We start from the raw sequence: 18,391 nt of genomic DNA on the forward strand, positions 1-18,391 counted from the left end.
CACGAGGAGAAACCCCATGACCGTCCATGACCGCATCGTCACCGAGCCGTTTTCGCTGCAGCGCCGCAACCCGGCCGGCGGAACCAAGCCGCTGACCGCCTGGGGCTTCGCCAACGAGACCGACGTGCTGACCGACGTGCTGCTCGGCTCGCCGAATTTCCTGCGCCATCTCTCGACCAGCTCGCTGTCGCGCAAGCATCTGCGCGAGGCGCCATGCAACGTCCAGATCGCCCAAGCGCAGCACAAGGATCTGGTCGCCGCCTATGAGCATTTCGGTGTCAACATCCACTGGCACGAGCCGACGCCGGAACTGCCGATGCAGGTCTACTCGCGCGATTCCAGCGTCATGACGCCGTATGGCGCCATCATCACCGCCATGGCCCAGTGGTGGCGGCGCGGCGAGAACTACGCGGCGATCCGCACCTATGAGAAGCTCTGCATCCCGATCTACGACATGGTCACCGCCGGCACGTTCGAGGGCGGCGACTTCAACGTCATCGAGGACGGCGTCGTGCTGATCGGCTGCGGTGGCGCCCGCACGCAGGAGGAGGGCGCGCGCCAGGTCCAGGCCTGGTTCGACAAGGAGGGCTGGGAGACCCGCATCGCCTTCATCGACGAGTATTACGTCCATATCGACTTGATGGTGGTGCCGATCGCCGAAAAGCTGACCGCCGTCTGCCTTGCCTGTACAGAGCCCGGCATCGTCGACTGGCTGAAGGGCAAGGGCCACGAGATCATCGACGTGCCGTTCCAGGATACTATGGCGCTCGGCTGCAACTTCATGTCGCTGGGCAAGGACAGGGTAATCGCCCCGACCTCGAGCCAGACGCTGATCGGCCAGCTCAAGGCGCGCGGCTTCGAGGTGGCGGCCATCGACATGAGCGAGATCTCGAAGACCGGCGGCGGCATTCACTGCATGGCGCAGGCGCTGAAGCGCGAGCCGGCCTGAGGGGCCGGCCTTTAGCCCGGCCGCTTGCGCGAAAGCGCCATTGTCAGCACCGTCGATCCGCCTGGCGTGCGGCGCGCCCCTACAGCACGATGAGCTTTCCCTTGCGCAGACGCCGGGCGCAACGATAGACGAGGTCGGCAGCGACCATGTCTTCCATCGCAATGCCCATCGCCTTGTAGGTGGTGATCTGTTGATCCGAAACGCGGCCCGGCGCGCGGTCGAGCAGCATGGCGCCAAGCTCGGTGCCGAAATCCGGGTCGAAGCCGGCAAGCTCGCAAGATCCGACTGGGGTCGGTTTGAATGCATCCTTGGTTTCGACAAAAAGACTGGATCTGCGGATGAGCTCGATCGGCATTTCACCGCCGGGCGGCGCCACCCCGACCGAGGAGACATGCGTGCCCGGCTGGACCCAGCCTGCGTCGATCACCGGCTGGTAGGAGTGGGTCGCCAGGCACACCACGTCGGAACTGCGCACTGCCGTCTCGAGGTCGGCGACCGCCACCACCGACGGATGCAGCCGGGCAAGCGCTGCCGCATCGTCGAAGCTCTTCGAAGCGACACGGATTTCGGCAAAGTCGCGCACCAAGGGCAACAGATGCAGGTGCTGGTTGGCCTGCACGCCGGCGCCGACCACGGTCGCTATCCTGGCGTCCCTGCGGGCAAGCGTGCGCACCGACAGCACGGCGGAGCCTGAGGTCCGCACCGCGGTTATGAAGGTGCCGTCCATGATACAGACCGGCAGGCCGGACAGCGGATCGAACAGGGTGATGGTGGCGAGGTGGCTGGGCAGGTTCTTGGCCAGGTTGCCTTCGAAGACGTTGACGATCTTGACGGTCAGGTTCATGCCCTCCATCCAGGCCGGCATGGCGAGGCTGTAGCCGGCCTCGGGGATGTCGAGCTGTGGTCGGGGTGGATTGACGACCTTGCCTTGTGACAGCGCCTTGAAGCCGTCTTCCAGAACATCGAGAAGCTGACTGAGGTCGATGCATTCCATCACGTCGGTTTCGCTCAGCACCAGGATCTCGGTCGCTCCCTTGCTGATTTCTGCCGCACTCCTGCCGGCTGGGCTGAACGCTTGCTTGGTCATCCTGCACTCCTGTGTTCGAAATCGGCTCACCACGTTTGCTTTCAGCGGTGAGGGAAGCGAAGGCTATTGCGAGGTTTTATGTTGTGAAATACGTTGATTTCGGTGTCTCTGCGTGAAATCAACACGCAAATCCCTTAGATAGCGTGGATTGTGAAATGAGCGACCTCGACCAGATAGACCGCAGCCTGCTCCGGCTGCTCCAGGAAGACGGACGCCGGACGACGCTTGATCTTGCCGGGCGTGTCGGGCTGTCTCCGACCGGAACCAGCCAGCGGCTTAAGCGCCTGTTCCGCGACGGGTTCATCACCGCGGTCAGGGCCATGCTCGATCCGCGCAAGGTCGGCCGGGGAACGCTGGTGTTCATCGAGGTCCGGCTTGACCACACGGCGCCTCATGTCTTTGACCGCTTCGCCGAAGCCGTGGCGAAAGCTCCGGAGGTTCTGGAGTGCCATATGGTGGTTGGCGGTTTCGATTATCTGGTCAAGGCGCGGATCGCCGATATGGCGGTGTTCCAGGATTTCCTGCAGCGGGTCATCCTGCCGCTGCCCGGCGTGCGCGAAACGCACACGTTCGCCTCCATCGCCGATGTCAAGCCGAACGCCCTCTTGCCGGTGTGATCAGGTGGAGGGAATCAGAGCGACCTGCATCGCATCTTGGCCCAGGTGCAGAGATGCCGGAGACCGGCTCTAGCCTTGCTGGGTCAGCAGGTTTGCGTCGCGTGCGAGCCGCCACTCACCATCCGCCTCCTTGCGCAGGAGCGTCAGCGCATATCCCGATCGATGGACCGGCTCGCCATTCGGCGGGGTCGCGGTCATATTGATGCGGCTGCGGATGAAGGCCCAATTGCCGAGAAGCTGTAGTTCCACGATATCGCTCGTGCCGTCGATATGAACGCCGGCCGTCTCCCGCGCGGCTGCCGCGAAGATCTCCTTGTCGAAGGGTTCCCGGCCGGGAACCATGAAGATCGCGTCGTCCGTCATCAAGCTGAGGACGGTCGCGATGTCTCCACGCTTGCTCGCATCCATCCACGTCTCGACCAGCTTTCGGATTGCTTTTTCGTCGCCCGTCATCCGTTACCTCCCTGGCATCTCGCCGTCATCGATGGCGCACGGCGCTCCTTCCTCGCTGCTACATAGGGCTTAGATCGCTCTCGTCATCGATTGCAGTGCGTCGCGTCGCGGGTAGCACGGTCAGCGAGCCGGCAGGTTCGCGCCCTCCATGCCTATCGCCAGCCACCGGAGGCGGTGATGCGCTCGCCGGTCAGCCAGGACGCTTCGTCGGAGGCGAGGAACACCGCGACGCGGGCGACGTCGTCGGGCAGGCCGAAGCGACCGAGCGGCGTCATGGCTATAATCTGCTTCTCGAATTCGCTGCCGACGATGCCGATGCGCGCGAGGCCCTCGGTATCGATGCCGCCGGGCGCGATGGCGTTGACGCGGATGTTGCGTGCGCCGAGCTCCCGCGACATCGACAGCGTGATCGTGTCCACCGCACCTTTGGTCGCGGCGTAGACGAGCGAGTTCGGCTGCGGATTGCGGCTGGCGACCGAGCTTATGTTGATGATGCTGCCGCCGCCCGCGCCAAAATGCTTCACTGCTGCTTGCGTGGTCAGAATGATGCCCAATACATTGATGTCGAACTCGCGGTGAAACTCGGCCTCGGTCACCGCTTCCAGCGGCTCGAATGCGAAGACTCCGGCATTGTTGACCAGTATGTCGAGCCCGCCAAACTCCAATTTCGCCGCCTCGAACAGGCGGCGCACATCAGCCGCTTGCGACACGTCGCCCTGGACGGCGACGGCGCGGCCGCCACGGTCCTCGATCTCGGCGACGACGCGGTCGGCGCCTTCCCGTGACGAGGCGTAGTTGACGACCACTGCGGCGCCGGCCGTGGCAAGACTCTTGGCGATGGCGGCGCCGATACCGTTGGAGGCGCCGGTGACGATGGCGACCTTGCCGTTCAGCTTGCTCATCAAATCTCTCCTTTGTTGACGATGAGCGGTATTTAATCATGATCGAAACGCGTATTATGGTGCCCACAATCCGTTCTTTCGTTCCTGGAATTCCGGAATGACCACCATCCTCGAAAAGACCGCCGGTCTCGTCGCCTTCGTCCGAACCGTCGATGCCGGCTCTTTCCATGCCGCCAGCCGGCTGGTCGGCTCCAGCCCGTCGGCAGTGTCGAAAAGCGTGGCGCGGCTCGAGCGTCGGCTCGGCGTCAGGCTGATCCAGCGCTCGACGCGCCGGCTCGGGCTCACCAGCGAAGGCATCGCCTATTACGAGCGCGTGGCGCCGCTGCTCAGGGCGCTGGACGATGCCGAAGACATCGTTCAGATGGCCGATACGGCGCGCGGCCTGCTGCGCGTTACAGCGCCGGTCGAGCTTGGGCGTGGCCTGATCGCGGCATGGGCGCAAGCGTTCCTTGCGCAGCACGGCGCAGTCAAACTGGAGCTCAGCGTCACCGACCGTCACGCCGATCTGATCCGCGAAGGCTATGACGTTGCGGTGCGCATGGGGCCGCTCTCAGACACCGGGCTCGTCGCGCGCAAGATCGCCAATCTGCCGATCATGCTGGTGGCCTCACCGGCCTATGTCGAGCGGCGCGGCCGTCCGGCATCGGTCGAGGATTTACGGGACCATGAATTCGTCCGCCACCAGATGGCTGGCCGGCCTTATCCGGTCACATTTGCCGACGGTACGATGATCGTGCCGGATGGGCGGCTCGATACCGACGACGGCGGCGCCATCCGCAATGCAGCACTTGGCGGTGCCGGCATCGCGCATCTGATGCGGTTTGCCGTGCAGAACGATCTCGACACGGGTCGCCTGGTCCGCATCCTGCCCGAGGTGGCGATGCCAACCATGCCGGTGCACATTGTCCATGCGTACGGGCGACAGCTGCCGGTCCGGGCGCGGCTGTTCGTCGATTTCCTTGCAGGCCAAATGGCTGCGCTGACGCGATAGGGCAGACGCATGGTCTATGACGCAAACACCCAGCTTTTGGCAGAAACCAACCGTGCCGGCCGCTTGCGCAAGCGAACCACCCTTACCCGAAGCTAGAACGTGATCTTCACTGAATCGGCGCTGCGGTTGGCCGCGCCGTGGTGGACGGCCTCAATGTTGTTGCCGTCGGGGTCGAGCAGGAAGGCGGCGTAATAGCCGGGATGGTAGGATCGCTCGCCCGGCGCACCATTGTCGGTGCCGCCGGCCTCAAGCCCGGCCCTGTAGAAGGCATCGACCATGGCGCGGTCATTTGCCTGGAAGGCCAGGTGGTGGCGGCCGGTCAGCTTTCCCAGGGCCGCCGGGCTGTCGGGGCTGGAGATGAACAGCTCGTCGGCCCAGAAATAATCATTGCCGGCGCCACCGATCGGTATGCCGAGCACGTTGAGAACCGCCTCGTAGAAACGACGGCTGGCCTTGAGATCCCTGACCACCAGATGGAGGTGGTCGATGAGACGGCCGCGATGAAGTTCCTGATTTGCCATGCTTGACAGCTCCTGATCGCCGGTTGGAAATCTAGCTTCGAATGGTGCGCGGTCAATCCAGAAAGCCGTGGAATGGCGCCATCGCGCCGACTGGATAAAAAATGCAACCGGATTGTCGGATTCATGACATATCCAACGTCCTTCGGACGCAAGCGGCTCGGCGAAGCTCGAAAAGGTCGTGCCGTATCAACGCTTCCGGCATGGGAGAAAAGTGAAATGAGCCTTCCCTATCGTTGGGTTATCGTCGCGGCTGGTGCGCTGATGACCTGTGTCGCCCTCGGGGCGATGTTCTCGCTGGCGATCTTTCTCGAACCGATGGCGCTTGACACACAATGGTCGCGCGCCGGCATATCGAGTGCGATGACGCTGAACTTCCTGGTAATGGGCCTCGGCGGCTTCGCCTGGGGCGCCATTTACGACCGCTTTGGCGCCCGCATCGTCGTCATGACCGGCGCCGTGCTGCTCGGCCTGGCGCTGGTCCTGGCCAGCCGCACCGGTTCGCTGCTCGTTTTCCAGTTGGCCTACGGCGTGCTCGTCGGCCTCGCGGCAAGCGCCTTCTTCGCGCCGATGATTGCGCTGACCTCCGCCTGGTTCGACACGAACCGCAGCCTCGCCGTCTCGCTGGTCTCGGCCGGCATGGGCGTGGCGCCAATGACCATCTCGCCCTTCGCCCGCTGGCTGATTTCGGCCTACGACTGGCGCACCGCAATGTTCGACATCGGCATAACCGCGTGGGTGCTGCTACTGCCGGCCGCGCTTCTGGTGCGCCAGCCGCCCAAGCCCGCTGCCGACGGCGCTGCCCCAAGCGTTGCCGCCGAGGGTGCCGGCATGACGGTTCCGCAGGCGCTGCGCTCGCCGCAATTCATCGTGTTGGGACTGACCTTCTTTGCCTGCTGCGCGGCGCATTCCGGGCCGATCTTCCACATGGTGAGCTATGCGATGCTGTGCGGCATAGCGCCGATGGCGGCGGTCAGCATCTACAGCATCGAGGGCCTGGCAGGGCTGGGTGGCCGGCTGCTTTACGGCGTGCTTGCCGATCGGTTGGGCGTTAAACCGGTGCTGATCACCGGGCTGGCCATACAGGCCGTGGTTATCGCCGCCTATCTGGCGGTCAGCGAGCTTGGTCAATTCTACACGCTCGCCGTCATCTTCGGCGCCACCTATGGCGGCGTCATGCCGCTCTATGCGGTGCTGGCGCGCGAATATTTCGGCCAGCGCATCCTCGGCACGGTGTTCGGTGCAGTAACCATGCTGTCCAGCCTCGGCATGGCTTTCGGCCCGCTCGCCGGCGGCATGGTGTTCGATGCCTATGCTAGCTATTCCTGGCTGTTCATCGGCTCGGCCCTTGTCGGGCTTGGCGCGATGGCGATTGCGATCGCCTTCCCGCCGCTGCCGCGCAGGGAGTTGCAACCGGCTTAAAGCACGATCGGTGGAAAAGGGCGGCCGCTTGGATGGCAAGCGGCCGCGATCCAAAATAGCTGGCAGTGTTCGGCATTATGAAACGCGTATTGCTATGCAAGCAGAGGCACCACCTCGGCGCCATCAAGCGTGTAGCGCGCATAGCGGAAATCGCGAATTCTCGCCAGTCTGTCGCCGGCCCATTCCAGCAGGATAAAGTATTTTAGCCCTCCGGCCGAGTCGTCCGGATCGATCACAAGAATGGCTGGGTGCCGATCCACCAGGCCAGGAAGCAGCCGCCAATCGTGGATACCCGCGTAATTGTGGAAGTACCGGCCCACTTTCGTGCGGCCGCTCGCCCGGAGCCGGTTCACGAGATCAAGCCGGACGTCCTCGGCCAGCATGTCGCGGATCGCATCGAAGTCGCGGGCGTTGAACCGCTCTACATAGGCTGCCAGCCGCGCCCGCTCGGGCTCGGCCAACACCGGCGCAGGCCGATCCTCAGACTCGCCGGCGACCTCGCGCAGGCGCAGACGGCCGCGATGCAGTGCGGCTTTCACCGCCGGAACGCTGCTGTCGATAATGTTGCCGATCTCTTCGATCGTATAGCCGAGCACATCCATGAGGATGACGCTGCTACGCTGCGCCGCGGGCAGGCGCATGAAGGTCTGCAGGCTTGCGGCCGCAGTGTGTCGACCCTCGGCCGACATACCGGGGTCAGGGATCATATCGATATCCTCAACGACATGCGCGGCATCCAACCTGGCACGACGGCGCAGGTGGTCGAGCGCGGCATTGTGCGCGATGCGAAACAGCCAGCCCTCGACATTGGCTATCGGCCCGGTCCCGGGGAACGCCTCAAGCGCCTTGACCGTAGCTTCCTGGACGACATCCTCGGCATCGATCACCGAACCGGTCATGCGGGCGCAATAACGGTGCAGTTTCGGCCGCAATTCGCCGAGCAGCCGGTCGAATGGCTCCCGTCCTTCTGGCGTGCCGATTGCGGATCCGGTCATCGCACAAGGGTCGATCTCATGCGTATCTCCCAGGCAGAGGCGCCCGCCATCGGGCGCAGCGTCTTATAGACGCTCGACGATGGCAAAAGGATTCGGTCGAAAAAACTTTCTCCTGCTGGAATCCTTTGATGTTCCCTACGCGTCTCTGGATCACGGGCCCGTCAACCTGGCGGGCCCTTTGTTCAAGCCGGAGGCGCCATAGTCATGAGCAAGCAAAGTGCGGGATCAACGAAGGTCTGGGTTCTCGCCCTCACGTCGATAGGCTCCTTGATGGTCGTTCTCGATGCGATGGTCGTGGCGACGGCATTGAGCACAATGCGCGTCGAGCTCGATGCCTCGCTGGAGACGCTGCAATGGACGATGAACGCCTATAATTTGAGTTTTGCCGTCCTACTCATGACCGGGGCTGCGCTCGGTGACCGGTTCGGCCGCCGGCGTACGCTCGTTGCCGGATTGGCGTTGTTCGTCGCAGCGTCGGTTGCCTGCGCGCTCGCTGGCAATGCCGGATTGCTGATTGCGGCCCGTGCGGTCCAGGGCGCAGGTGCCGCAATGGTCATGCCGCTGGCCATGGCGCTGCTGAGCGTCGCTTTTCCCCCGGAGGAGCGAGGCAAGGCGCTGGGTATCTTCAGCAGCATCACCGGCCTGGCCCTGATCATCGGCCCGATGGCGGGCGGTGCGATTTCCGAAGGCCTCTCCTGGCACTGGATCTTCTGGCTCAATGTCCCGGTCGGCATCGTCCTCATCCCGCTGGTGCTGCGTCGGATTCCGGAGAGTTACGGGCCGGGCACGGCTATCGATGTCCTCGGCGTCGTCCTGGTAACTGCGGCGGCATTTGGTCTGGTCTGGGGTCTGATGCGCGGCAACATCGTGGGCTGGAGCGGCTCTGAAGTGCTGACGGCGCTGACGGCCGGGCTGCTTTTCGCCACCGCATTCGTCCTTTGGCAGCTGCGTACCCGTGAGCCCATGCTGCCTTTGCGGTTCTTTCAGGCGCGCGCATTCTCCTCGGGCGTAGGGGCGAACTTCCTGCTCTGCGCGGCCATGTACGGCCTCGTGTTCCTGTTGCCGCAGTTTCTGCAGTTTGCCCAGAGCCGTGGGCCGCTCGGCGCCGGCATGGGATTGCTGCCTTGGACCGCCACGCTTTTCGTGGTCGCACCGATCGCCGGCAGCTTGATCAACCGCGTCGGCGAGCGCTGGCTTGTGGTGGCCGGACTGATCCTGCAAGCGGCTGGAATGGCCTGGCTGGCGCAGATCGCCGCACCTGATCTGCCCTACGTTCAGCTAGTCGCCCCGCTGATCATTACCGGTGCCGGCGTGTCGATGGCCATGCCTGCCGCGCAGAACGCGGTTCTCAATGCGGTCGCCCGGCCGGAGGTCGGCAAGGCTGCCGGCACGTTCAACACATTCCGCTTCCTCGGTGGCGTATCCGGGATCGCGATCGCCGGTGCGGTGTTCGCCGGCACTGGAAGCTTCTCGTCCACTGACGCGTTCAGCGATGGCTTCACCTCGGCAATCGACGTCTCCGCTCTGCTCTCGCTCGCCGGCGCGCTCGTCGGATTGGCGCTCCCGGAGCGTCGCGCAGTGGCGCTCGCGAATGCCAGCAAGGAGGCGTAACTCGAAGGCGGGAAGCTTGCGCTTGCTCCCACTGTTGTCGCGCTAACAGCAGCCGCGCCAGCGCAGCAAAAAGGTCGCCGAGCGTCGGTTGCCGGCCGGTCCTGTGGCGGGGCATCTGTGTCCAGACCCAGATCTTGCGCCCGTGATGGCGGCGAACATGCTGCATCGCAGCACCCTCTCGCCGATATCGGCGGGCCAAGGCAGTGCGAAAAAATCGTCAAGAATGGACAATTCAGGCTGTTTCCTGCTGTTTTTTGGCTTTTATTAGTCGCGCCTCACGTTCCTGTTTCAAATGTGTCAACTTTTTGTGTTGCGTTGCACAATGGTGGTCCTATTCTGCGCAAGGGGGGCGCTTCCGATTGGAATGCGCCGTGAACGACGCCGCTATATTGACCGATTGGCAGTTTCGCCGTCCCGCCGGCGTATGCCGCTAATGGGAAATGCGCGCGACACCCAATTGGACGCGCTGAGGGCCATCGCCGTGACGATGGTGCTGTACTCGCATTTCTTCGCGGCCGGAGGGTCCTCGTTCTGGGGCCATATCGGCGTGCGCCTGTTCTTCGTGCTGAGCGGCTTTCTGATCACGCGACTACTGCTGGAAGCCAGAGCGGCCGCCGAATTCGAAACCGGACCGGCGCTGAAATCCTTCTATATCAGGCGGGCGCTGCGAATATTCCCGCCCTATTTCGCCGTGCTGGGTTTCGTCTGGCTGGTGGACCTGGAGCAGTCCAGAGGATCGCTCGCCTGGCATGCCCTCTATCTGTCGAATTTCTGGTACGCGGCGCAGAATGAATGGACGCCCTGGCTGCTCTGCCATTTCTGGAGCCTGAGCATCGAGGAGCAGTTCTATATCGCCTGGCCACTGATCGTCCTGCTGGCACCGCGCCAGCGCCTCGAAGCGATCTGCATCGGCGTGATCATGCTGTCGCTGGCCTACCGGTTTTATTGGCCGATCGCGGGAACGCCCGGTTTGGCGCGCGACCTGCTGCCGCCGGCGTCGATGGATGCATTGGCGTCAGGCGCGCTGCTCGCCGCCTACCGGTCAAGAACAGCCGGCTTGCCGCAATGGCTTCGAGCTGGCTGGCCGGGGCTCGCCGCGGCGTTTTTCGTTCTGCAGTGGTTTGCGCCGGCGCCGGCAAATCCGGTGCAGGAATGGGGTCTCTGGCTGCTGTTGCAGATCCTGCCTGTCGCGCCTCTGGGGGTCATCGTTGCAAGCTGTTCAACGGGCATTGGCGGTCGCGTCGGAAAACTTCTCGAACTGCCGCCGCTGCTTGGCCTTGGCCGCATAAGCTACGGCGTCTATCTCTACCATCCCATAGTGCTGGCTCTGGTTGTCAAGTCGCAGCCCTGGATTCCGCTCAACGTCTCGGAGCAAGGGCCGGGGCGGTTCCTGGTCGCGGGAACTGCGACGCTCATGCTGGCTTCGGTTTCGTGGCTGCTTTTCGAAAAGCCGCTCAACAGCCTCAAGCGCCACTTCCCCTATGTTGCTGGAAAAGGCCGCGGCGCCATCTCGGCAGGCATGGACGTGGGCAATGCCGGATGGCTCGCGGCCGGAGCATATCCGGGCAGGCCGCTTGATGGTGGCACGTCACCCTTGCCGCGCAAGCTGCACCGAACCGATCGGAGCTGATCATGGCTGCTGCTCCCTTGGTTTCCGTTCTGCTGCCGATCTACAATGCGGGACCTTATCTCGCCGCTGCGCTGGGCAGCGTCCTGCGCCAGGATTACGAGCGTCTGGAGGTCATCGCCATCGATGACGGCTCGACCGACAACTCGCTGCAGATCCTGCAGAAATACCGCCAGGCCGACAATCGCATCTCGATCATCTCACGCGAAAACCGTGGCCTGATCGCAACTTTGAACGAAGGCCTGGCCGTGGCGCGCGGCGATCTGGTCGCCAGGATGGACGCCGACGACATCGCCTATCCCCAGCGCCTGTCGCGGCAGGTCGCGCTGTTCAGCCAGCAGCCTGACCTGGCTCTATGCGGCGCGGGTTTCGATACCTTGCTCGGCAACCGCATCGTCAGGGGTTCGCCCGATCCGATATTCCAGGACAATATCCTGCGAATACTGTCGATGTTCTTCACGATCTTCATGCATTCCACGGTCGTCTACAACAGGAAGGTCATCGAAGAGAGCGTTCTATTTTATGACGAAAGCTACAAGCATGCCGAGGATTTCGACCTGTTCAGGCGGCTGACCGACCGCTACCCGGCGGCCATGATCCCCGAAAGCCTGATCGCCTATCGTATCCATGACGACAGCGTGACCAATAGGCACAAGCGCGAAATGCGCAGGACCCATTTGAAGATCGTCGCCGAGAACCTCGAGCGCGAAGGGCTCGCCCAAGAGACGCAAGGCCTGCGCGACATCGGTGAGGTCCTGTCGATGGACACGGTTCGCCGTGCCGCCGAATGGATCCTTGCGCTGGAAGAAAGGATTTCGGCACTGCCGGCCGAGACGAGGCCGAGCTACCAGGCCGGCACGCTGAACCTGTTCTATTTCCTCTACCAGCTGATATCGGGGGAAAGGCAGCCGCTGCTGATGCACGAATTCCTGACGCGGACGGCGAAATGGAACCTCATCCGGCGGCGCGAGCAGTACGTGTTTCGGACCGGTGCCTTCGCGCCGCGCTTCAGTCTCGCCTCGATGTCGGTCACCAGGCAGGTGGATGCCCTGTCGCGGTATCTGCAGTCCGTGCCGGCCGCGGCGGTTTTGCCTTCGAACCAGTTGAGCTAGCAACGCATGTTCGTCAAATCGCACCAGGTCCAGCAGCGCGGCCGCTCGACGGTGCCGGCGGCCATGTCGCCGCGGCCGCAGCAAGGACCGGCGCCGGCGGTCAGCTTCATTGTCTGCACACGCGACCGTGTCGCCGTACTCGAGCCCTGCATCAGCTCGATCCAGGCCGCGTGTCGTGCCCATGCCGACTTTGCCGCCGAGCTGGTGGTTGTCGACAACGGCTCGACCGACAGCACGGCCAAACGGCTGGCCAGCATCGCCGAACTGTCGGACATCCCGTTCACCGCCATTTGCGAGCCGCGACCCGGATTGGCGGCCGCGCGCAACGCCGGGCTGGAGCGGGCGCGGGGCCGCGTGCTGGTCTTCGTCGACGATGATTGCGCGGTCCACAAGGATTATTTGCGCGATCTGCAGCGGCACTATGCGGCCGGCGAACGGGTCATCCGCGGCGGCCGCGTCGAGATCGGCGACCCCCGCGACCTGCCGTTCACTATCAAGCGGTCGCCGGTGCGCGCGCGGCTTACGCCGGATGTCCATCCCGGCGGCTTCGTGCTTGGCTGCAACATGACGATGCATCGCGATGTCGCCGCCCGTATCGGGCGGTTCGACGAACGGTTCGGCGCCGGCGGCCCGCTGCGATCGGCGGAGGATACGGACTATCTGGTGCGGGCGGTGCTGCTTGGGATTCCGGTCGAATACGTGCCCGACATGACCATCTATCACCATCACGGCCGGCGCGACCGCAAGGCCATCGAAAAGCTGCATCGCGACTACAGCATGGGCAATGGCGGGCTTTGCCTGAAGCATATCCGCCACGCGCCGTGGCTGTTTCGGCATTTCTACTGGTCGATGAGGGCGGCCTTGCGCGAACTGGGGAAAGGCCCGCTGTTCGACCGTGAACTCAAGCTGTCGCACTGGCCGATCGTCGGCATGAATTTGCTCGGCGCGGCCAAGTTCGCGGTGCTTTTGCTGGCGAAATCGCCGCAGCCGGCGCAAATGCGACAGGAGCAACAGGCAAATGCCGAGGCGAGGTGATCCGCCACCATGCGATTGATGCCGCCCAGCTTGCCGATGCTGCGCCGCGCGCTGGGGAGAAAGCAGTTGCGCCTGCTTCCTGCCGTGGTGGTGCTCGGGCTGCTCAGCGCCGCGCTTGAAGGCTTCGGCATCGGCCTGATCATCCCGTTGCTGAACATAATCATGGGGCAGCAGGGGCAGACCGGCATGGCCGGCTTTTCCGCCGTCTTCCAGCATGTCGGATCGAGCCTGAGCGAGCGCGACCGGCTGATCGTCATATCGGTCGCCATCCTCGGCTCGATCGTGCTGAAGAACCTGTTCGCTTTCGCCAACACGCTGCTGACCACCTTCATCTACGGCAAGGCGAGCCATTCGATCCGCAGCGCGCTGTCGGAGCAGCTGCTGCGGGTGGGCTACCCATTCTTCCTGCAGCAAAGCCCGGGACGGCTGCTCAACATCATCTCCAACGAATCCTGGCGGGCCTCGGATGCCATCCAGATCACGTTGGGGGCAATCGTCAATGCATCGGCCGCAATCATCCTATTGGCCTTCCTGCTGCTTCTGTCGTGGCAGATGACGCTGCTGGTCACGCTGGGGCTGGCGCTGGTCCAGGTCGCGCACGCCGTGCTGTCGGCCAATTTGAAGGCGCCGAGCCGCAGCGTCGCCTCCCGCAACAGCCAGCTCGCATCGCAGATGCTGCATCTGGTGCATGCCGGGCGGCTGATCCGCATTTTTGGCCAGGAGCAACGCGAGAAGGCGGCATTCGACCAGGCATCGGATGCGGTGCGCCGGGCGGCCTTCGTGCTTTTGACGCGTCAGGGAGCTTTGCCGCCGCTGACCGAGGTTCTGCACGCCATGCTGTTCCTGGCGGTGGTGATCGGCGCCTGGTTCGCCAATGTTTCCTTCCCGCTGATCGTCGCCTTCGTCATCCTGCTCTACAGGCTGCAGCCCTATATGCGGTCGCTGCAAATGGCCTGGAGCCAGCTGCAGGGCCTGAGTGGATCGCTTGAAGAGGTGACGTGGATGCTGGACCCGTCCGACAAGCCCCAGCCGCCGCAAGGCAACAGCCCATTCCCCGGGCTCAGCCAAGGCATCAAGTTCGAAGACGTCACCTTTACCTATTCCGGTTCGGAACAGCGCGCGGTGGTGCTGCATGCGGCGAGCTTCGACCTCCGCAGCGGCCGCTCGACCGCGCTGATCGGCCCGTCGGGCGCCGGCAAGACGACGATCGTCAATCTTTTGTGCCGCTTCGTCGAACCGGATAGCGGCAGGATTCTCGTTGATGGATCGCCTCTGGACCGCATCGACCCCAGCCAATGGCGAAAGCACATCGCGCTCGCCAGCCAGGAGCTGGAGCTGGTCGACGGCACGATTTTCGACAACATCATCTACGGCCAGGACGCGGCCTCGGCCGATGACGCCGAGCGCGCGGCAAAACTGGCCGAAGCGCATGGCTTCATCGAGCAACTGCCGCAGGGCTACCGGACGGTCGTCGGCTATCGTGGCGTCAATCTCTCGGCGGGACAGCGGCAGCGGATCGCGCTGGCCAGAGCCCTGGTGCGCGATCCCAATATCCTCATCCTCGACGAAGCCACCAATGCGGTGGACGGCCTGTCGGAAGCTGCAATCGTCGAGACGCTCAAGTCGCGCGCCGGCCGCCGCACCACCATTGTCATCAGCCATCATCGCAGCACCGTTTCGTTCTGCGACGACGTCGTGATCCTGAGCCACGGCCGCGTGAAGAAGCAGGCGCCGTTCGCGGCCCTGGCGGCGCTCAGCATGGACGAGCTTTACCAGCACGAGGCGCTGGAAGGCTGAGGGCGACCCCGCTGCGTGCGCGCTGGGAGGTCGTCTCGGATGTCAAGCCAGGTCAAGCATCTCAGGGGCGAGGAAGACCTCCGCCTACGTCTCTACGGGATTTCTGGGATGATGAGTGATCCCGAGCTTACCCGCTTTCCATCTGGAGCGTACAGAACCAAGGGTCCGCCTGCCAAATCCAGCAATGGCAGGCGGACCCTAATCAGCGCATGAAGGGACTGATTCTGCGCCGATGTCTCCTCGAGGAGGTGACGCCATCAACTGAAGACGGGCGCAGTTGTTCCCGATGCCGGCCGTACACAAGACCATTGCGCAGGCAGGTCAGACTTAGGTCCCTGTAAACGCGCATCGCTGGCTGGAGTGAACATCGGATCGGCTCGGTGGTAGCGAAACTTCGGCCGGAGATAGATGCAGCCATTGGGTTCCGGGGCATGACCGGCTCGGCGCTGATCATGGGCGGCGATCGATCCCCGCACGACTGATGCCGAGGGGCGCTTGCAGTCCTGCGGAATACGCATCCACCGGCGCCAGTGAAGTTGTCCAAGCGGTACCGGCTCAGCGGTCGTCAAGCTGTTGCTAATATGCAGCACAGGCAGCGCTCTATGAACGGCGTCGCTTGGAACCGCTACCTCCGACCAACCGTTAGTGTCACAATGACAAACCAAAAAGTGAGGCTGATGATGGACCCGCTGCAAAACAACACGTTGGAGATCTGGTGTCTTGCGGCCGTTCCGCTGTCGCTGCTCCTTACGGTGTTATTAGCCGGACTTATCCTTTAGCCGGACCCAACGAGGCCGGCTGCGGACCGGGGCCTGGAAGATGAAAATGCCTGCTATTTAGGCACGCTAGGCGTCGCGGACACCCGTAGCACCAGGCTGTGGCAGCCTTTCCAACATTGCCATCATAATCGGCTCTTTCGACCGGTCCGGTCGGCGGCAATTGCTCGCAGGCCCGTTGCGAGGGCGAGCATGCGAGCTCGTACGTTTTTTACACAATCTCTGATTGGTGGACTCGCCCGCCGCCATCGACGTTAATTTTGCGTTAGCGATAGGAGGGGGGAGATCGCTAAAGGGAGGAAGAAAATGAAAGAAAACTACGATCTGACGATCGACTACGACGACGAACCTTACGACAACAAGCCTTATGATCTAGCCACATTCGCAAGGAAGCACGGGCTCAACATTCGAGCCGCCGAGCTTCTTCTTTTCGCCAAAGGCCCGTCTCGAGCGGCCTGCGATGCCGCGGCGAGGGCTTTTCTCGCGGCGGTAGCCGCACAAGCTATGAGACAATCGGCGCGGTAGGTCTCACAAAGCCATTGCTGACACGGCCTGCCGTGTCAGCAACCCAACGGACAGCGCTGGAAATTCCAGGCCGTTTCCAACAAGATGCCTGAGCATCCGGGAACGGCCTGAAAATGTGCAATCTCTACAACATCACGACCAGCCAGGAGGCCATCCGCCAGTGGACCCGCGCCTTGCGCGACATCCTCGGCAATCTCGAACCCTCCATCGACATCTATCCCAACCAGCCCGGCCCGGTGGTGCGCAACGCGCCGGACGGCGAACGCGAATTGGCCAATCTGCTGTGGGGCATGCCGACGCCACTGGAGCGGGTCAAGGGCAAGACCGACTACGGCACCACTAATATCCGCAATCCGCAATACGGCCACTGGCAGCAATATCTCGGCATCGAGAACCGCTGCGTGGTGCCTGTCACCAGCTTCGCCGAGCCCAGCCCGACGCCCGGCGACAAGGACCACGAGACCGGCATCCAGCGCAACTACTGGTTTGCACTCGGCGAGGACCGCCCGCTGTTCTTCTTTGCCGGCCTGTGGACGCGCTGGCATGGCCTTCGCAAGGTCAAGGACGGCCCCGCCGATCACCAGGTCTATGGCTTCATGACGACCCAGCCCAACGCGCTGATCGCGCCGATCCACGAAAAGGCAATGCCGGTGATCCTGACCACGCCGAAAGAAACCGAGACCTGGCTGACGGCGCCATGGTCGGAGGCAAGGCACCTGCAGCGCACGGCGCCCGATGATGCGCTGGTGATCGTCGACAAGCCGGCGACACAGATCAAGTTTCCGCAGCAGGCGCCGGCGCAAGGCTCGTTGTTTTAGCGCTTGAATTTCTGCAGCACCCAGATGTAGCCCTTGGGCGGATGGTCCTGGTCGATGAACTGCGTCTTCACCGTCGTGTCCTTGCGGCTGCATCGTTTGCACCTGAACCTGATCGCTTCCAGCGGCTTGCTCCAGCCCACCACCTGGGCCACGTCATTCGCCCTGAAGCGTCCGACATGGTAGCAATGGCCGCACTCCACGATGAGCAGCATGTTGGCCTTGGCGGCACGCCCAACGCTGTCCATCGGCCCGGCCATGGCTCAATTCCGGGTCGAGTAATCCTCGGGCAGCGGAAGCAGGCCAAGCTCCGCCATCCGGTAATCGGGCTCCTTCTCCGCGACGCTGGCCAGCACCTCGTGCAATTTCTCGACAAGCCCGCAAAGCTGCCAGAACAGCTCGCCATGCGCCTTCAGATGCAGTTGCGACGACAGCACCGTCTTGCGCAGGCTCAAAGTGTCCCTGATGATCGCCTCCGCATCCCTCGCCGACAGCCTGTCGAACCGGCTTTTTCGTCTGCCCATCGCGGCTCTCCTCGATTTGTGAGCAACCGCCCCGCCTGCTGACAAATAGGAAGGCATTCCTCGCAGAGTCAATTCGCTCTTGACATTTTTGTTCCCGTTTTGTTCAATATCAACTAATGGAGGCACCGAAGCGACAGCACGCCGCCTCAATGCCTCTTGAAATACTGCACCTCACGTTCGTGCTTTTCGGCGGCCTCGCGGGTATCGAAGGTGCCGAGATTGCGGCGCTTGCCGGTCTTTTCGTCCTTCTTGCGCGAATTGAGGCGGTATTTTCCGTCTTTGAGTTTTCTGATCATCTGTCACTCCCCGAGCCGCTGCTTCCCCTTAAGGTTGCGCGCGGCTTGTTCGATAGCCGCCCTGTCGTTTCCCAGCCTGTCGATCAGCTCCTGCGCCTGTTCGCCCGATATGCCGGTGCGCACCGCCAGGGCCTCCACCGTCAAAACGTCGGAGCTCGCGACCTCGCGGGTTTCCGGCAGGGCATCGCCTGCCGTCAGTGGCAGAGCCGCCTCCCTGTCGATCTCGGCCTCGGCCCGGTGCCAGTGCCGCTCGGGATCGCCATGGATCCCGCCTTCGCGTTCCCAGATCTGGTATGCGCGCTCACGAATCTTGTCTTCCCGGTCGTCGCCCATGTTGAT

Annotated in this window: 20 protein-coding genes; 11 read left to right on the forward strand and 9 right to left on the reverse strand. The window is 63.1% G+C overall.

Annotated elements, in window-relative coordinates:
• Window positions 1-16 precede the first annotated feature (16 nt).
• Window positions 17-949, forward strand: a complete 933-nt coding sequence (locus tag NKH49_RS07500) for a dimethylarginine dimethylaminohydrolase family protein (RefSeq protein WP_352925774.1) — start codon at window positions 17-19, stop codon at window positions 947-949.
• 79 nt (window positions 950-1,028) lie between these two features.
• On the opposite strand, the gene NKH49_RS07505 is transcribed toward NKH49_RS07500, so the two are convergent.
• Entirely contained in the window at window positions 1,029-2,036 is a 1,008-nt protein-coding gene (locus NKH49_RS07505; protein ID WP_352925776.1) for an ornithine cyclodeaminase family protein, read from the reverse strand.
• 155 nt (window positions 2,037-2,191) lie between these two features.
• Between NKH49_RS07505 and NKH49_RS07510 the strand changes: the two genes are divergently transcribed.
• On the forward strand, window positions 2,192-2,653 hold the full coding sequence (locus NKH49_RS07510; protein WP_352925778.1) for an Lrp/AsnC family transcriptional regulator: 462 nt from the start codon (window positions 2,192-2,194) through the stop codon (window positions 2,651-2,653).
• Window positions 2,654-2,722: 69 nt separating this feature from the next.
• On the opposite strand, the gene NKH49_RS07515 is transcribed toward NKH49_RS07510, so the two are convergent.
• The gene (locus NKH49_RS07515; protein WP_023677276.1) at window positions 2,723-3,106 is read right to left on the reverse strand and encodes a YybH family protein; all 384 of its coding nucleotides are present in this window, start codon (window positions 3,104-3,106) and stop codon (window positions 2,723-2,725) included.
• A gap of 152 nt (window positions 3,107-3,258) precedes the next feature.
• Window positions 3,259-4,008, reverse strand: coding sequence for an SDR family NAD(P)-dependent oxidoreductase (locus tag NKH49_RS07520; RefSeq protein ID WP_352925780.1), 750 nt, complete (start codon window positions 4,006-4,008; stop codon window positions 3,259-3,261).
• Between the two features lie 97 nt (window positions 4,009-4,105).
• Here NKH49_RS07520 and NKH49_RS07525 point away from each other — a divergent pair, with 97 nt between their 5' ends.
• Window positions 4,106-4,999: a LysR family transcriptional regulator gene (locus NKH49_RS07525; RefSeq protein ID WP_352925782.1), complete on the forward strand. Its 894-nt coding sequence runs from the start codon at window positions 4,106-4,108 to the stop codon at window positions 4,997-4,999.
• Between the two features lie 92 nt (window positions 5,000-5,091).
• Here the strand turns inward: NKH49_RS07525 and NKH49_RS07530 are convergent, their stop codons facing one another.
• Window positions 5,092-5,520: a VOC family protein gene (locus NKH49_RS07530; protein WP_352473742.1), complete on the reverse strand. Its 429-nt coding sequence runs from the start codon at window positions 5,518-5,520 to the stop codon at window positions 5,092-5,094.
• Window positions 5,521-5,736: 216 nt separating this feature from the next.
• Between NKH49_RS07530 and NKH49_RS07535 the strand changes: the two genes are divergently transcribed.
• Entirely contained in the window at window positions 5,737-6,939 is a 1,203-nt protein-coding gene (locus NKH49_RS07535) for an MFS transporter (protein WP_352451471.1), read from the forward strand.
• Window positions 6,940-7,031: 92 nt separating this feature from the next.
• Here NKH49_RS07535 and NKH49_RS07540 read toward each other — a convergent pair whose 3' ends face one another.
• Entirely contained in the window at window positions 7,032-7,934 is a 903-nt protein-coding gene (locus NKH49_RS07540; RefSeq protein ID WP_352925784.1) for a sigma-70 family RNA polymerase sigma factor, read from the reverse strand.
• Window positions 7,935-8,138: 204 nt separating this feature from the next.
• On the opposite strand from NKH49_RS07540, the gene NKH49_RS07545 reads away from it, so the two are divergent.
• From NKH49_RS07545 to NKH49_RS07575, 7 genes are all read left to right on the forward strand, one after another.
• Window positions 8,139-9,545 carry an MFS transporter gene (locus tag NKH49_RS07545; RefSeq protein WP_352925786.1) on the forward strand — a complete coding sequence of 469 codons (1,407 nt, stop codon included), beginning with the start codon at window positions 8,139-8,141 and terminating at the stop codon, window positions 9,543-9,545.
• A gap of 433 nt (window positions 9,546-9,978) precedes the next feature.
• A complete protein-coding gene (locus tag NKH49_RS07550; RefSeq protein WP_352925788.1) occupies window positions 9,979-11,175 on the forward strand; it encodes an acyltransferase family protein in 1,197 nt (398 codons plus the stop codon).
• A gap of 2 nt (window positions 11,176-11,177) precedes the next feature.
• Complete coding sequence (locus NKH49_RS07555) at window positions 11,178-12,284, forward strand: glycosyltransferase family 2 protein (RefSeq protein ID WP_352925789.1); 1,107 nt, start codon at window positions 11,178-11,180, stop codon at window positions 12,282-12,284.
• Between the two features lie 6 nt (window positions 12,285-12,290).
• Window positions 12,291-13,319 carry a glycosyltransferase family 2 protein gene (locus tag NKH49_RS07560; RefSeq protein ID WP_502893753.1) on the forward strand — a complete coding sequence of 343 codons (1,029 nt, stop codon included), beginning with the start codon at window positions 12,291-12,293 and terminating at the stop codon, window positions 13,317-13,319.
• 9 nt (window positions 13,320-13,328) lie between these two features.
• Window positions 13,329-15,116: an ABC transporter ATP-binding protein gene (locus NKH49_RS07565; RefSeq protein WP_352501269.1), complete on the forward strand. Its 1,788-nt coding sequence runs from the start codon at window positions 13,329-13,331 to the stop codon at window positions 15,114-15,116.
• 1,082 nt (window positions 15,117-16,198) lie between these two features.
• A complete protein-coding gene (locus NKH49_RS07570; protein WP_292659780.1) occupies window positions 16,199-16,417 on the forward strand; it encodes a hypothetical protein in 219 nt (72 codons plus the stop codon).
• Window positions 16,418-16,530: 113 nt separating this feature from the next.
• Window positions 16,531-17,235 carry an SOS response-associated peptidase gene (locus NKH49_RS07575; protein WP_352817085.1) on the forward strand — a complete coding sequence of 235 codons (705 nt, stop codon included), beginning with the start codon at window positions 16,531-16,533 and terminating at the stop codon, window positions 17,233-17,235.
• On the opposite strand, the gene NKH49_RS07580 is transcribed toward NKH49_RS07575, so the two are convergent.
• The 4 genes from NKH49_RS07580 to NKH49_RS07595 form a co-directional block, all read right to left on the reverse strand.
• Window positions 17,232-17,492 carry a hypothetical protein gene (locus NKH49_RS07580; RefSeq protein ID WP_352451464.1) on the reverse strand — a complete coding sequence of 87 codons (261 nt, stop codon included), beginning with the start codon at window positions 17,490-17,492 and terminating at the stop codon, window positions 17,232-17,234. The two genes, NKH49_RS07575 and NKH49_RS07580, sit on opposite strands and share 4 nt — an antisense overlap.
• 3 nt (window positions 17,493-17,495) lie before the next feature.
• Entirely contained in the window at window positions 17,496-17,756 is a 261-nt protein-coding gene (locus NKH49_RS07585; RefSeq protein ID WP_352501268.1) for a hypothetical protein, read from the reverse strand.
• A 146-nt stretch (window positions 17,757-17,902) separates the two neighbouring features.
• A complete protein-coding gene (locus NKH49_RS07590; protein ID WP_352925792.1) occupies window positions 17,903-18,052 on the reverse strand; it encodes a hypothetical protein in 150 nt (49 codons plus the stop codon).
• A 3-nt stretch (window positions 18,053-18,055) separates the two neighbouring features.
• On the reverse strand, window positions 18,056-18,385 hold the full coding sequence (locus NKH49_RS07595; protein WP_287286361.1) for a DUF2934 domain-containing protein: 330 nt from the start codon (window positions 18,383-18,385) through the stop codon (window positions 18,056-18,058).
• Window positions 18,386-18,391 lie beyond the last annotated feature (6 nt).

This window comes from Mesorhizobium sp. M1088 (assembly GCF_040318575.1).
GTDB lineage: Bacteria > Pseudomonadota > Alphaproteobacteria > Rhizobiales > Rhizobiaceae > Mesorhizobium.

Excerpts from the sequence above, each read along its gene's own strand:
- NKH49_RS07580 (WP_352451464.1), bottom strand. The coding sequence starts at position 17,492 with ATGGCCGGGCCGATGGACAGCGTTGGGCGTGCCGCCAAGGCCAACATG.
- NKH49_RS07560 (WP_502893753.1), top strand. The coding sequence starts at position 12,291 with ATGTTCGTCAAATCGCACCAGGTCCAGCAGCGCGGCCGCTCGACGGTG.
- NKH49_RS07535 (WP_352451471.1), top strand. The coding sequence starts at position 5,737 with ATGAGCCTTCCCTATCGTTGGGTTATCGTCGCGGCTGGTGCGCTGATG.
- NKH49_RS07500 (WP_352925774.1), top strand. The coding sequence starts at position 17 with ATGACCGTCCATGACCGCATCGTCACCGAGCCGTTTTCGCTGCAGCGC.
- NKH49_RS07570 (WP_292659780.1), top strand. The coding sequence starts at position 16,199 with ATGAAAGAAAACTACGATCTGACGATCGACTACGACGACGAACCTTAC.
- NKH49_RS07540 (WP_352925784.1), bottom strand. The coding sequence starts at position 7,934 with ATGACCGGATCCGCAATCGGCACGCCAGAAGGACGGGAGCCATTCGAC.
- NKH49_RS07520 (WP_352925780.1), bottom strand. The coding sequence starts at position 4,008 with ATGAGCAAGCTGAACGGCAAGGTCGCCATCGTCACCGGCGCCTCCAAC.
- NKH49_RS07515 (WP_023677276.1), bottom strand. The coding sequence starts at position 3,106 with ATGACGGGCGACGAAAAAGCAATCCGAAAGCTGGTCGAGACGTGGATG.
- NKH49_RS07525 (WP_352925782.1), top strand. The coding sequence starts at position 4,106 with ATGACCACCATCCTCGAAAAGACCGCCGGTCTCGTCGCCTTCGTCCGA.
- NKH49_RS07545 (WP_352925786.1), top strand. The coding sequence starts at position 8,139 with ATGAGCAAGCAAAGTGCGGGATCAACGAAGGTCTGGGTTCTCGCCCTC.
- NKH49_RS07590 (WP_352925792.1), bottom strand. The coding sequence starts at position 18,052 with ATGATCAGAAAACTCAAAGACGGAAAATACCGCCTCAATTCGCGCAAG.
- NKH49_RS07555 (WP_352925789.1), top strand. The coding sequence starts at position 11,178 with ATGGCTGCTGCTCCCTTGGTTTCCGTTCTGCTGCCGATCTACAATGCG.
- NKH49_RS07510 (WP_352925778.1), top strand. The coding sequence starts at position 2,192 with ATGAGCGACCTCGACCAGATAGACCGCAGCCTGCTCCGGCTGCTCCAG.
- NKH49_RS07505 (WP_352925776.1), bottom strand. The coding sequence starts at position 2,036 with ATGACCAAGCAAGCGTTCAGCCCAGCCGGCAGGAGTGCGGCAGAAATC.
- NKH49_RS07530 (WP_352473742.1), bottom strand. The coding sequence starts at position 5,520 with ATGGCAAATCAGGAACTTCATCGCGGCCGTCTCATCGACCACCTCCAT.
- NKH49_RS07565 (WP_352501269.1), top strand. The coding sequence starts at position 13,329 with ATGCGATTGATGCCGCCCAGCTTGCCGATGCTGCGCCGCGCGCTGGGG.
- NKH49_RS07575 (WP_352817085.1), top strand. The coding sequence starts at position 16,531 with ATGTGCAATCTCTACAACATCACGACCAGCCAGGAGGCCATCCGCCAG.
- NKH49_RS07550 (WP_352925788.1), top strand. The coding sequence starts at position 9,979 with ATGGGAAATGCGCGCGACACCCAATTGGACGCGCTGAGGGCCATCGCC.
- NKH49_RS07585 (WP_352501268.1), bottom strand. The coding sequence starts at position 17,756 with ATGGGCAGACGAAAAAGCCGGTTCGACAGGCTGTCGGCGAGGGATGCG.
- NKH49_RS07595 (WP_287286361.1), bottom strand. The coding sequence starts at position 18,385 with ATGGGCGACGACCGGGAAGACAAGATTCGTGAGCGCGCATACCAGATC.